The sequence below is a fragment of the Variovorax sp. DAIF25 genome (genome assembly GCF_050711835.1).
GTDB lineage: Bacteria > Pseudomonadota > Gammaproteobacteria > Burkholderiales > Burkholderiaceae_C > Variovorax.
The window spans coordinates 1,536,022-1,549,156 of the sequence record NZ_CP136637.1 but is presented as its reverse complement, the minus strand read 5'-3'; the positions used below and the strand labels follow the sequence as shown (position 1 = coordinate 1,549,156).

Below are 13,135 nucleotides of genomic sequence, written 5' to 3'. Positions count from 1 at the left end.
GTGAGGCGCGACCCTTGGGCAGGCCCGCGTGGCGTGGGGTTCAGGGAAAGGCGCTGGCCAAGCCGGTGCGCGGCGTGGCACCCCCGCCCGGCCCGATTTCCAAGTACGCGTCGCTGGCAGGCGTGTAGGCTTTCCACTCAGGCGCGCCCATGCTGGGATTGCCATCCTTCGCGAAACGGGTCCATAGCGTCATGGTGGTTTCAGTGATGGCTTCGTCGTTCGGTCCCCAGCCCATCGACGCTTGGACATCGGCCGCGTCCCCAGCGGTGCCGGTGATGCCATTGCCATTGAGGTCACCGATGGGCGCCTTCGCGCCGGCCGGCGTGAGCACGAGACCCATCACGTAGTTCGTCACCATGCCCTGCGGGTAGCCGAACAGGTAGGGCAACTCGCCGCTATGGCCGCTGAGCAGGCCCATCGCCGACCAGCCGTCCGGCACGCGGCTGAACCGGTACACGTACTGGGGCGAGCGATAGGTTGGCGCGCGCTGCGCCATGAACACCGGCAGCGACGCGCGCAGCGAGGGATAGTCGCCCGAGGTCGCACCCACCATCAGCGGCACGTCGCTGGGCATGCCCTCCGCCATGTTCTGGCCGTAGGTCTTCACCATGTGGCGATGATCCACATTGGGTCGGTAGGTCTCGCGCGGAATGCCCGCGTCGAGGTCGGCTTGGGTGTAGGCGGTCCACGGCAGGGCGCGCGCCTGTGCCAGCGTGGTCGCGCCGACGCGCTCGAACACGGCCTTGCCGATTGCTTCGCCGCCGGCCAGCGAGCTCGCGGGTGTTCCGCTTGTCGCGATGGCATTGGCGCCGCTCTGCACAATGGCTTTGTGGAACAAGCCGGCAGCCTCGGGCGCGTTCATGAGGCCATAGACCTTACCGCCGCCACCCGATTGGCCGAAGATGGTCACGTTGTCGGGATCGCCGCCGAAAGCAGCGATGTTCGACTTCACCCACTGGAGCGCCTTCACCAGGTCCATCTGGCCGTAATTCCCCGAGCCGCCGTGGCCGCTTTCCGCGCTGAGCAGCGGATGCGCGAGATAGCCGAACGGCCCCAGTCGGTGGTTGACGGTGACCAGCACCACGCCCTTGGTGGTCAGGCCATCGGGATTGTTGTACTGCTTGGAGTTGGCTGTGAGGATTGCGAACGAGCCACCGTGGAACCACACCATCACCGGCAGCTTCGACGCGCTTTTGGGCGCCGTCACGTGCAGGTACAGCGAATCCTCGCTCATGCCGCCTTCGCCCAGGGCTTCCATCGTCGGGTTCTGCGCCGACTGGTCGGGCCAGGCGATGGCCTCGCGCACGCCGCTCCAGGGTGCGGGCGATTGCGGCGCGCGCCAGCGCAACGGACCGACCGGCGGTTGCGCGTACGGAATACCGAGGTACTGCCACGTGCCGGCATTCGCCTCGAAGCCCCGCAGCGAACCGCCCGTGGTGGTCACGAGGTGGCGGGTGCGCGTGCCGCGCGCGTAGTGTTCCTGTGCCGCCGCGGTGGTCCTGGCCGTGCGCGGTCGCGGGTCAAGGTCGGAGAAGGCGCCTGCCGTCTCGATCGCTGCGAGCAGGGGCGCAAGGCTGGCGCGGAACGCGGCCGCGGGCTGTGCGAAATCGATCGCGGCGGCATGACGCGAGACCGCCTGGCGGATCGCTTCGGTGATCTGTATGCCGTTGTTGAGGTCACCGTCGGCATCGAGGGATTGCAGCAGCACCAGGCGGTTGCTCACGCGCACGTCACTGGTCGTGCTGTCGGCCCCGACCCAGGCGAGCGGCGAGACGGCTGCCGATGCCGGTGTCGAGCCCAGCGGCAATGTACCGATCGAGAAGCTCAAGGTCTCGCCCGCCGCATAGCGGTACCGGCCTTCGGCATCGGTGGTGCGCGCGCCGCTCAGTGAGCCGCGGTAATCGAGGCCCGACACAGGGTCACCCATGAACGTGCCCGTGAGCTTGGGCTGACTGTCGGGCGCGGTATCGCCCGCAGGCGGCGCGACGAACGCGAAGCTGGCGCCATTGCCGCCGCCTCCGCAGCCGAGCAGGGCGACGGTGCTTGCCCAGGCAGCGAGGCAAAGGACGCGCGAGCGGCGCCGCTCGGCGCGGGCCGTGTGTGAGTGCATGGAGGTCTCCTTGTGGTGTGGTGTGCGGGAACGAAAGGCGTGGCCGCGCCGCCGCGCGAACTGGCGACGCGGCGCTCAGGCAGCGCGCTCAGGGAAAGACGCTCGACAGGCCGGTGCGGACCACGGGCGCGGCGCCGAGTTCGACGAAGCGGTCGTTCGCGGGCGTGTAGGCAGGCCAGTCAACCAAGCCCGCGACGCTTGGATTGCCGGTTTTGGCGAACTGGGTCCAGATCGCCATGCTGTTCTCGATGGCCTTCGCATCAGCGCTGTCGAAGCCGGCCGAGGCAAGGATGTCCTGCGTGTCGCCCGCGGAGCCGCTGACGCCGTTGCCGTTGAGGTCCCCGATGGCGAGCTTGCCGCCGGTGGCCGGGTCGATCACCAGGTCGAGCAGGTAGTGGGTGACGACGCTCTCGGGCGCGTTGAAGACGTAGGCGAGCTCGCCCGCGTGGTACGTTTTCACGCCCCTGGCGCGCCAGCCGCCCGGCACCTGGCTGAAGAGGGCCGCATAGTGCCGGCTGGCGCTGTGCGCCGTCATCCAGGGAAACACGTTCTTCACCGTCTCGATCGGGTCGGGGGTGTCGTTGGTGTTGACCACGATCATGAAGGGCACGTCGTTGTGCCGGCGCGACTCGAAACTCACGCGCTCGCTGTACGGCAGATAGCCGTTGTCGATGTTCGTGTAGGGCACGAGCACGGAGGCCGCTGCGACCACCTCGGTCCAGGGGCGGCTGCGCATCTCCTCGAGCGAGGCCGCGCCCAGCCGCTTCTGGAGCGCGAGGCCGACCGCCTCGGCCGAGGCCAGCGTGCGGGTGTCGGGGATGAGCGTGCCGCTCTGGCTGATCGCCTTATGGAAAAGGCCAGCCGCGCTCGGCGATGCCATCAGTGAAAGCACCTTGCGCCCGCCACCCGACTCGCCGAAGACGGTCACGTTGTCGGGGTCGCCGCCGAATGCCGCGATGTTCGCCTTGACCCACTGCAGTGCCATCACCAGGTCCATCTGCCCGTAGTTGCCCGAGCCGCCGTGACCGCTCTCGGCGCTAAGCGCGGGATGCGCGATGTAGCCGAGGGCGCCGAGGCGATGGTTCACCGAGACTTGCACCACGCCCTTGCTGACGAGGGCATTCGGGTTGTTGAAAGGCTTGGTGTTGCTTGTGAGCGAGGTGAACCCGCCACCGTGGAACCACACCATCACCGGCAGCTTGGAGGCCAACTTGGGTGCCGTCACGTTGAGATACAGCGAGTCTTCGCTCATGCCGCCCTCGCCGAAGCGCTCGAGCGCTTGGACCTGTGCGGCCTGGTCCGCCCAAGCTACCGCCTCGCGCACCCCGCTCCATGGCTGGGGCGCTTGCGGCGCGCGCCAGCGCAGCGCGCCGACCGGCGGCTGTGCGTAGGGAATGCCGAGGTATTGCCAGGTCGTGGCACTGGACTCGAAGCCGCGCAGCCTACCGCCGGTGGTGATCACGAGGTTGCGCGCGGCGGTGGCGCGTGTGTAGTGCTCCTGCGCGGCGACGGCGCTGCGCGCGCTGCGCGGCCGCGGATCGAGATCCGTGAAAGCGCCGGCCGCATCGAGCGCTGCGAGCAATGGCGCAAGACTCGCGCGGAAGGCCGTGGCCGCTTGGGTGAAATCGATGGCCGCGGCATGCCGGGAGACGATGTCGCGGATCGCGCCGGTGACCTGGATGCCGTTGTTGAGGTCGCCGTCGGCATCGAGCGTCTGCAGCAGCACGAGGCGATTGGTGGCGCGGGGGTCGGCCGAAGAGATGGCGCCGCCGATGCTCAGCGGCGACAGCGCGTCCGCGGCGGGCGCGGCGCCTAGCGGCAATTCACCGATCGAAAAGCTCAGCGTTTCGCCCGCCGCATAGTGGTAGCGCCCCTGCGCGTCTGTCTTACGCGCCCCCGTAACGGAGCCACGGTAGTCGAGGCCAACAACCGGTCCGCCTGCGAACACGCCGGTGAGCCGGGCTTGGTTGTCCGGTGCGGGCTCATGGCCGCCGCCGGGTGCCGGCACCGTGGGCCACCCCACAAAACTGGCGCTGCTCCCTCCTCCGCCGCCACAGCCCAGCAAGAACGCGGTCGCGGCGCAAGCGGCCACCCACCGCTTGCCGCAGCGGCGCCCCTTGGGCGATGCCATGCCTCTGATCATCCATGTCTCCTTCGCTCGTTTGACGTATGGGATACACCGCGCGAGGCCGAGCCGGCCCCGACGGAACAGGTGAATAATTCCATTGAATTAATTCAATCGAATTAGAGCTAACCCTAGCCGAGCCAGCGGTCACAATCTGCGTCCCATGCCCAGTCCAGCAACGAGCCCGAAGGAAAAACGCCCACCCGCGCTGGCGGCGTCGGCCGCCGCCACGCGCGAGCGCCTGCTGCTGGAAGCCATGCGGTTGTTTGCGCGCGAGGGCATGAATGCCGTGTCGCTGCGCAGGATCGTCGCGGCCGCGGGCGCGGCCAACCTGTCGGCGCTGCACTACCACTTCGGAAATCGCGAGAGTGTGGTGACCGAGGTGGCGCGGATGCTCCAGCGTATCCTCGAGCCGCGCTGCCGCGCGCGGCTCGAGGCGTTGGACCGGGGACCGCACACCGTGCGCGACGTGCTGGACGCGGCCTTCGGTCCGATGATCGACATGCTGTCCGAGGCCGGGCTGGGCCGCGACGCCGTGTGCTTCATCGGCCGGCTCGGCTGGGATTTCGGCGAGGAAGGCCAGAAAATTTCGGCCGACATGCACCGCGACATACTGACGCTCGCACTGGACAGGCTTGCCGCGCTGATCCCGGCGGTTCCCCTCGAAGTTCTGAAGTTCCGCCTCCTCCTGACGATGAACTCGTTGTACTACGGCATCTCGTACCGCAGCTACGCCATGCGCTCACCCTTCGGGCCGCTGTCGATCGGGCGACGCGGCAACGAAGTGCAGGAACGAGCGCTGTTCATGGACTATCTCGAAGCCGGTATCCGGCATCCGTGACGCTCGAGCTTGAGCAGGGTCGGCAGGCGTGCCGTTGAATGCAGTGCGCCCGGCCAGACGCCACGGCTTCCATGATCAGCTTCATCGACCATGGCTCATGGCGCCGAGCGACACCGCGTCCCCTTTGGCGAACGGCTTGTCTTGCGGATAGTCAAAAGTCCTACATCGCTCTTGCAGGCCCCAGGGTAGAAAAGATGACCCAGGAGTTCGGAATGACCACCGTTGCATTTGATAAACGCTATGAGGCGTGGGCTGCAGCTGAGGCAGCGGTCTATGAGGCGATGATTCGGCTCGGTCCGCTCGGCCATGCGGAGGTCACGCCTTTGCGTGTGCGGGCCGATGAGCTGCTGCGCGAACTCTGGGACGAACCAGATCTTTTCGAGGCCATTAGCGAGTCCCGCGATCAGTTTGAGTTTGCGCATGCCTCGCGGGCTGCCTAGCTGCCCGTGTTGAGATCAGCGGCAAGCTTGCCTCCGACAGCGTGATCTTTGGCCGGACCACCGGTTGGGAAACAAGATCAGTCGAGGCGTTCCTCTCCCCTCCGGCTGGGAGCGCCAGGTTGCAGCAAGCTTGCAGTAGGCGCTCGGTCCCCCCCGGCTTCTCTTCGCGTTCCCGCGTCTCCGCGTCCTCGCACCACCGCGCCTTCGACGTGCAAAGAATCAAAGTTGTCTGACATGGCGTAAAGCGCGGGAACCCTACATTTCTGACGCCACGGCTGCGTCGTGGCACCTTGCTGTAAATCTCAGCCCGGCCCAGTGCCGGGCTCTTTTTTGGGGATCGCTGTGACAAGTCGAACGGCTCTTGAAATCTTGCCGAGTGAGACCTAGATTGATCACCGTCGAAGTTTTGGTCAACTGAAAAGGAGGTTTCCATGACCATGAACTTGTTGCGGCAGATCGCGACGTCCCGCCTGCCGGTCTCGTTCTATCGACCCGAAGACATCGACCAAGTCCGCATCCTCAGAGCGGCGGGGCTGGTTGTGGCGCTGGTTCCGGCGCCAACCAATCCGCTCACGCTGGCGGGCGATGGCTTGGCTGCTCAGGTGCTCGCCGTCACGCAAAAGGGGCGTGAAGAGCTCGCAAGGTTCGACTACCCGCAGTCGCCGTCGCGGCCGCCGCTGTGGCGCCAACGAATGTCACGCATCGTCACGCGGCGTCGCAGACCACCGTCTTCCGACTCACCCACCTCTGCACGAATGCAGTAGCAGAAGAAAAGATGGGTCCGCTCGAGCACGCGCTGCTTTGATCATTCACGGCAGCGCGTGCCGTTTCGACGGTCGAGCCTGTAGCTTCGCCGTGTATGTCGGGTCCTTGGATCTCGATGCAGACGTCGTGTGGCGATCCTGTCCGTGTCGCAAAGATGGCCTCGGCGCCTTCATGGACCGCAGGTCACTGCGAGCCTGCCGGCGATGCGGGCCCTAGGGTGCGCTCTGCTCGGAAACATCAATCGCAGCGATGTGCCTCCCGATTCGCCCCTGGCCATCGACGGCGACAAGGCGCGCGGCGACTGCATCGCAGTCGCCGACGTCCACCATCGGTCATTCACGCTGTGCAGGTGATGACCCCGTGGGCAAGCGCGAAGGCTTCCATCAAAAGGAACGCGCCATCACAGCAACGAGACCTCGACGCCATCGGCCGTCACCATCAACCCAGGGGTGTCCTCAGCGATCTCGATCGGCACTCCCATGTGGGTAAAAAAGTCGCTCTTGGTCGAGCCGCAGAGTTTCAGCACGCGCACGTATTCCGCGTGCTGTGCGCGCGTCATCAGAAATTTTTGCGGGTAAGCATTGGCGTGGGCCTTCCAATGAGCCGACAGCTTTTCGGTCATTGAGAGATAGAGAGACGGCATATGTAAAATGACATTGCTGAGCGCACAGGGCTTTAGTAGATTTTCGTGCCCGTTGGAGGGGGCTGGCATGCCAATGGATTTTTTGCGTCGCATCGAGGACGCCAGGTTTCCGCTCGAGCTTCATGACGAAGCAGATATTCGAAATTCGATTGTTCTCGAAGCGGCCGAGTTGATCGAAGCCCAACTGCCGGGCGTCGATGCCCCGCCCGCCGACGCCAGCGCCATCATTTTGCGCATCACGCCGCAAGGAAGGGCCGCCCTGTCCACGGGCAAGCCGATGTAGCTCGGTCGGTGAGTGCTAGTGCCCCCATCTACTCCCCACTCGACATCATCGCGGTTGGTCGTTCCATGTTTCGGGACTCTGAGTGCCCAGCCAGCGCGAAAGGGCGTTCTTCCGCCGGTCTGATGCGAAAGGTACAAGCCTTTCTCGACGCGCAGGGGCGTAGTTCGATGCACGAGTCTGAGTGCTTGGCGAGCGCGCTAGCGCTGCTCAGCCTTGGGCCGGCAGCAGCGTGGATGCACCCATGTGCAGACGCTATTTCGAGGTGACACCGAAGAGAGCTCGCTGTCATCCTTTTTCTGCAGGTTCCGACTGACGTTCGCAGCACCCGTTCACGTTGCTCGGCAAGCCCTCAATGGGGAGACGCTGCGAGAAAAGCCAGCAGACAAAGCATTTGCGAGAATGGATCCATGCTTCTTCCTCCTCCGAACGGTACGGACCGTGTGCAGGGCCTCGCGGCGCGCCTCGGGTGCACCGTGGCCGATCACTGTGAACTCTACGGACAACCCAAGCCCGCCCTTCTGGGCAGCCTCTCAGGGCTCGCGCTGACGCTCAAGGAATTTGGGGGGCGTTGGGACACGGTGGAACGTGTGTACGTCTTCGCCAGCTGGCCCATGCTTGAGGCCGCTTTGGAATACTGCATCAGGCACAAGGAAGAAGGCCGCCCTTCGATTTGAATGCCGCGGCCCCAGACGGCGCGGTCGATTGTCGAGCGCGCCGCCGCCTGCCCTCGACGCGCGACAGCCAAGCGGAATGGCTGCAGCGATCACGACGCCGTTTTCACCAGGTTGGCGGAGAGAGCGAGCGACGACGCCCCGGGATCTGATCGTGGTGCGTGGGCCACGGGCGTTGAGCACATGGGGCGCGCCGTGAATATGAAGTGCCGTCCCAAACGCCTCGGGCGTCGGCATGTGCCTCACGCAAGGCGCTTGTGGGCTCGTTGAGGACCCTACCGCACAGCGACATTTAGTGCTAATCCGGTCGAAGTTGTCTTTTCACACAGTGATTCTGGTACATCGCAGTTACGCTTGGTTGGATGGCTGCAGCACTCGTTACGCCGATTACAGTCGGATCGCATTATGGGGCGGCGAGAATTGAAGCAGCTTTTTGAACTAGCGTTCGCAGTGGCCAATGGAAATTCCCGAAAAGCCCTCACTTCCCCTATCAACCGTACGCGCAGAAGGCGGGCCGCACGAACTTCGCGACCATAAGGACGACATCTTCTTCGCGGCGATCGAGACCACCCGTATGCCAATGCTGGTGACCGATCCGCGCCAGCACGACAATCCCATCGTGTTCGCAAACCGGGCCTTCCTGGCGATGTCAGGCTACTCGAGTGACGAGGTACTGAAGCGGAACTGCAGGTTTCTTCAAGGCCCTGCGACCGACAGAGAGTCTGTTTCGACGATCCGCGAGGCCATCAGGTCCCGCCGGCAGGTTCAGATCGAGATCCTCAATTACCGCAAGGATGGCACGACCTTTTGGAACGCGCTGTTCATCTCGCCAGTCTATGACCCGCTCGGTAACCTGATCTACTTCTTTGCGTCCCAGCTCGATGTCAGCCGTCGCCGCGACGCCGAAGAGGCACTTGCACAAGCGCAGAAGATGGAGGCTCTGGGGCAACTCACAGGCGGAATCTCGCACGACTTCAACAACCTGCTTCAAGTCATGTCAGGTCATCTGGACATACTCGGGGTGAAGTTGGAAAAGGGCATGCTCGATGAGGGCACCATCCGTCGAGGAGTGGAGAACCTGCGTTCTGCAATCTCCAAAGCATCGACCCTGACACAGCAACTGCTGGCTTTTTCCAGACGTCAACGACTGCGCGGTAGAGTGGTAGGCATTAACGCGGTGGCACAAGGAATGTCCGAGTTGGCCGCGCGCACGCTGGGTGATTCAATCCACATCGAATTCGACCTGGCGCCCAACGCGGGAAATGTGGAGATCGACGTGACGCAGCTCGAGGTCGCTATCTTGAATGTGCTCGTCAACTCACGCGATGCAATGCCCGGCGGAGGGACGATCAAACTGCGTACACACCTCATGGAGGTGGCGCCTGGCAGTCCCACGGCATTCGAGGGACTGACGCCCGGTCCGTATGCTGCTGTCTGCATCTCCGATTCCGGCTTGGGAATAGATCCGGCGATCCTGCCTCGCGTGATGGATCCTTTCTTTACGACGAAAGACGAGGGGAAGGGTACAGGCCTCGGCCTGTCGATGGTTTATGGTTTCGTGAAGCAATCAGGCGGCGCCACAACGATCGAGTCAGAGGTCGGAAAAGGAACGACCATCTGCATGTACTTCCCGACGGTGAGCAGCGCGCTGACTGACGACTCGGAGTCCATCGTGAGGCCCAGCATTCGGGGTGGCAGCGAAGCCATCCTGATCGTTGAGGACCGCGAGGAAGTGGCCGTGGTGGCACAAGGCATGCTGGAAGGTCTTGGCTATTCGGTGTATGTCGCGCCCAACGCCAAGATGGCGCTGGACAAGCTTCGTGACCTCGGTCCCGACGCGATCGAGCTTCTTTTCAGCGACGTGATGATGCCCGGAGGAATGAACGGGTACATGCTGGCCAGGGAGGTGCAGCGGATATCTCCCGGCGTACGTGTGCTGCTGACTACAGGCTTTGACCGGGATCTGAGCGCTTACGAACCGGCCGCCAATGCCGAGTTTGAATTGCTCAAGAAGCCGTACCGCCTCGCTGACTTGGCGCGAAGAGTAAGGGACGTGCTGGATGGTCCGACGGGGACGATGGGGTAGATCCAAGGCCCATCGATAGCTTCACTCTCTCGCGATCGTGCTCGGTTTTTGACTTCGACTCGATCGAAGTCGGCCGCTCACGATCACTGAGGTCGAAGCCGGGGACGTGAGGTGCAGCATCGGCGTATCGGCGTATCGGCGTATCGGCGTATCGGCGCATCGGTTTTGAGGAACTGCGGCGCAACGCAGCCGCACTGACGCGTCAGTCCAACTACGCCTTCGTTAAGCGCTGACCATGGTCCTCAAGACCTTGACGGCGGCCTCGGGCTCTGGCTCTGGCTTGGCGCGCTTGTTGAGGTACGCAGCAGTCCCACGCGTCGATGTCTCTCATCCAAGGCTAAGAAAACTATGAAGGAAAACTTTGTAGTTTGGCTTTGTATCCGCTAGGATGTCGTCATGAATGAGCCAGCGAGCGGACCTGATCTGTACGCGCACACCCTCGCCGCGGAACTGCGCATGCTGGTGGCCAAGCTCAACCGGCGACTGCGTGAGCAGTCGCATGCCGGCGATCTCACGGGCTCCCAGAAGACCGTGCTGCTGCATCTCGAGCGCGAAGGTTCGGCCACAGTGACGACCCTTGCGCGCACGGTGGGCGTGCGTCCGCAGTCCATGGGCGCGACGGTGGCCGCGCTTCAGGGGGCGGGACTTGTCAGCGGCGCGCCCGACCCGGCCGATGGGCGCCAGACCATCTGGTCGGTCACACCGGTCTTTCGCAAATGGCTCAAGGACGCCCGCGCCGCGCGCGAGGACTGGCTGTTTCAGGTCATCCAAGCCAGGCTCGCCCCGCGTGAGCAGGAAGCACTCGCGGCATCCATCGAACTCTTCAAACGCCTCGCCGAAGATTGAAAGCGAACCCACCATGCCCGTCACCACCCTCGATCCTCGAACCGCCCTCATCGTCATCGACCTGCAAAAGGGCATCCTCGCGCTGCCCGTCGCGCATGCCACCGGCGAGATTGTGCAGCGCGCCAGCGCCCTGGCGTCTGCCTTTCGCCAACGTGCGCTGCCGGTGGTGCTCGTCAACGTGGCAGGCGGTGCCAAGGGCCGCACCCAGCAGCAGCGCCCCGGCGGCGAACTGCCCCCCGACTGGACCGAGTTGGCCGCCGAACTCGACCGCCAGCCCCAGGACCACCTGGTCACCAAGCACACGTGGGGTGCCTTCACGAACACGGGACTCGAATCGCACCTGAAGGCGCTGGGCGTCACGCAGGTCGTGATCGTCGGCATCGCCACCAGCATCGGTGTGGAGTCGACTGCACGCCAAGCCTACGAACTTGGTTTCAACGTCACGCTTGGCATCGACGCCATGACCGACATGAACGCCGACGCTCATGCCAACAGCATCACCCGTATCTTTCCGCGCCTGGGCGAGACCGGCACCACGCAGGAAATCATCGACCTGCTCGCTCGGTGAGCAGCAGCACATTCCGTTCGCTCAGGGGCTACAACTACCGCGTGTGGGCCAGCGGCGCGGCGGTGTCCAACGTGGGCACCTGGATGCAGCGCACCGCGCAGGACTGGATCGTGCTCACGCAGCTCACGCGCCACAACGCCACGGCGGTCGGTATCGTGATGGCGCTGCAGTTCGGCCCGCAGTTGTTGCTGCTGCCGCTCACGGGCTGGGCGGCCGACCATCTCGACCGGCGCAAGCTGCTCATGGTCACGCAGGCCACCATGGGCGCGTTGGCACTTGGGTTGGGTCTGTTGACACTCACCGGCCTCGTGCAGCTGTGGCACGTGTATGTGTTCGCGCTGCTCCTGGGGTGCGTGGCTGCCTTCGATGCGCCGGCACGCCAGACCTTCGTGTCGGAACTGGTCACCGAGATCGACCTGCAGAATGCAGTGGCGCTCAACTCCACGTCATTCAATGCCGCGCGCATGATCGGCCCGGCGGTTGCGGGCACGCTCATCGCCGCGGTCGGTACGGGCTGGGTCTTCGTGATCAACGCGGCCTCCTACGTGGCCGTGATCGGCGCGATGAAGATGCTGCGCGTGCACGAGCTTTACCTGCGCCAGCGTGCAGTGCGCACCCGCGGCAGTTTTCTTGAGGGCTTCCGCTACGTTTGGCGCCGCCCCGACCTGAAGGCCGTGCTGTTCATGCTCTTTCTGATCGGCACCTTCGGCCTGAACTTCCCGATCTTCATCTCCACGATGTCGGTCACCGTCTTTCATGCGGGCGCTCACCAGTACGGCCTGCTGTCTTCGATCATGGCGATCGGCTCCGTCGCGGGTGCGCTGCTTGCCGCGCGGCGCGACAAGCCGCGCATGGGCGTGCTCGTGGTGGGTGCGTCCGTTTTCGGCGTGGGCTGCGCGCTGGCCGCGCTGATGCCCGGCTACTGGCTCTTCGGCATGGCGCTGATCGTGGTGGGTGTGGCCGCGCAAACCTTCACCACCACGGTCAACAGTTGGGTGCAGCTGTCGACCGAGCCCGCCATGCGAGGGCGCGTGCTGGCGATCCTGTTGGCGATCGTGCTCGGTTGCACGCCGATGGGTGCGCCCCTGGTCGGCTGGGTGGCCGACACGTTCGGGGCGCGCTGGGCGATGGGTGTGGCGGCGCTGTCGGGGCTGGCCGCGGCCCTCGTCGGGTGGCGCTACCTCTCGAGGTACCACCGGTTGTCGCAAGTGGTCACTTCCCGGGCGAAACCAGAACCATAGACTTGAGTGGGGGCAGTCCGCCCGGGCGCAATCAGCGAGCTCGCGGTGCACAGTCGCCGCATGGCTGTCGATGGCGTACTCCGGCAGCTGCATTGCGTCGTCGCCAGAGGTCCGGTTGAACGAGCAGCGGCCGGAGAAATTCGCCGCCAGGCCCTGCTTTCGCACGCAGATGCCGCACTCATTGTCACAACGAGTCGACGGTCCAGGACACCGAGGAAGAAATCCCTGCGGAGGGTGATGTGCAGGTGTGTGCTGACCGGGCGCGAAACCGTGCTCCACGCGGGGGCGGCGGACTTCGCCCACTCAATCACCGCCCCGCAGCGCATCTGCCGGGCCCCGCGCATGAGACCGATTCCTCGGGCCCGGGCCCGAGCTCTGGTTCGGATTCGGATCCGGGTCAGCGAAGGGGCTCGCTTGAGGAGTTGATGCGGTCAGTGATGGGCTGCAAGTTGAGCGTTGGTGAGTGCTCATTTGCGCGGTCGGCTTTGCAGTCCGCAAGCCGGCGGTTGGGCCGCC

General features: G+C 64.6%; 12 protein-coding genes. 9 read left to right on the top strand and 3 right to left on the bottom strand.

Features of this window, described 5'->3' with window-relative positions; translation table 11 throughout:
* Nucleotides 1-40: 40 nt before the first annotated feature.
* Together R0232_RS41365 and R0232_RS41360 are read right to left on the bottom strand one after the other, a co-directional pair.
* Entirely contained in the window at nucleotides 41-2,110 is a 2,070-nt protein-coding gene (locus R0232_RS41365) for a carboxylesterase/lipase family protein (protein WP_431513192.1), read from the bottom strand.
* An 88-nt stretch (nucleotides 2,111-2,198) separates the two neighbouring features.
* Nucleotides 2,199-4,241 (bottom strand): carboxylesterase/lipase family protein, encoded by a 2,043-nt coding sequence (locus R0232_RS41360; RefSeq protein WP_431513191.1) that lies wholly within the window; start codon nucleotides 4,239-4,241, stop codon nucleotides 2,199-2,201.
* A 157-nt stretch (nucleotides 4,242-4,398) separates the two neighbouring features.
* Here R0232_RS41360 and R0232_RS41355 point away from each other — a divergent pair, with 157 nt between their 5' ends.
* The 3 genes from R0232_RS41355 (at nucleotide 4,399) to R0232_RS41345 (ending at nucleotide 6,280) form a co-directional block, all read left to right on the top strand.
* Nucleotides 4,399-5,076 (top strand): TetR/AcrR family transcriptional regulator, encoded by a 678-nt coding sequence (locus tag R0232_RS41355; protein WP_203208333.1) that lies wholly within the window; start codon nucleotides 4,399-4,401, stop codon nucleotides 5,074-5,076.
* Nucleotides 5,077-5,147: 71 nt separating this feature from the next.
* Complete coding sequence (locus tag R0232_RS41350) at nucleotides 5,148-5,516, top strand: hypothetical protein (RefSeq protein WP_431513190.1); 369 nt, start codon at nucleotides 5,148-5,150, stop codon at nucleotides 5,514-5,516.
* A 431-nt stretch (nucleotides 5,517-5,947) separates the two neighbouring features.
* Nucleotides 5,948-6,280, top strand: a complete 333-nt coding sequence (locus R0232_RS41345; RefSeq protein ID WP_209542338.1) for a hypothetical protein — start codon at nucleotides 5,948-5,950, stop codon at nucleotides 6,278-6,280.
* 401 nt (nucleotides 6,281-6,681) lie between these two features.
* On the opposite strand, the gene R0232_RS41340 is transcribed toward R0232_RS41345, so the two are convergent.
* Entirely contained in the window at nucleotides 6,682-6,993 is a 312-nt protein-coding gene (locus tag R0232_RS41340) for a hypothetical protein (protein ID WP_281076900.1), read from the bottom strand.
* On the opposite strand from R0232_RS41340, the gene R0232_RS41335 reads away from it, so the two are divergent.
* From R0232_RS41335 to R0232_RS41310, 6 genes are all read left to right on the top strand, one after another.
* On the top strand, nucleotides 6,992-7,207 hold the full coding sequence (locus R0232_RS41335) for a hypothetical protein (protein WP_431513189.1): 216 nt from the start codon (nucleotides 6,992-6,994) through the stop codon (nucleotides 7,205-7,207). The genes R0232_RS41340 and R0232_RS41335 overlap by 2 nt on opposite strands.
* A 407-nt stretch (nucleotides 7,208-7,614) precedes the next feature.
* Complete coding sequence (locus R0232_RS41330) at nucleotides 7,615-7,881, top strand: hypothetical protein (RefSeq protein WP_208507300.1); 267 nt, start codon at nucleotides 7,615-7,617, stop codon at nucleotides 7,879-7,881.
* Nucleotides 7,882-8,335: 454 nt separating this feature from the next.
* A complete protein-coding gene (locus R0232_RS41325; RefSeq protein ID WP_208507301.1) occupies nucleotides 8,336-9,964 on the top strand; it encodes a histidine kinase famiy protein in 1,629 nt (542 codons plus the stop codon).
* Between the two features lie 396 nt (nucleotides 9,965-10,360).
* On the top strand, nucleotides 10,361-10,810 hold the full coding sequence (locus R0232_RS41320) for a MarR family winged helix-turn-helix transcriptional regulator (protein WP_208507302.1): 450 nt from the start codon (nucleotides 10,361-10,363) through the stop codon (nucleotides 10,808-10,810).
* 13 nt (nucleotides 10,811-10,823) lie between these two features.
* The gene (locus R0232_RS41315; protein ID WP_431513188.1) at nucleotides 10,824-11,378 is read left to right on the top strand and encodes an isochorismatase family protein; all 555 of its coding nucleotides are present in this window, start codon (nucleotides 10,824-10,826) and stop codon (nucleotides 11,376-11,378) included.
* A complete protein-coding gene (locus tag R0232_RS41310; protein ID WP_431513187.1) occupies nucleotides 11,375-12,619 on the top strand; it encodes an MFS transporter in 1,245 nt (414 codons plus the stop codon). The genes R0232_RS41315 and R0232_RS41310 overlap by 4 nt, the downstream gene beginning before the upstream one ends.
* Nucleotides 12,620-13,135: the final 516 nt, after the last annotated feature.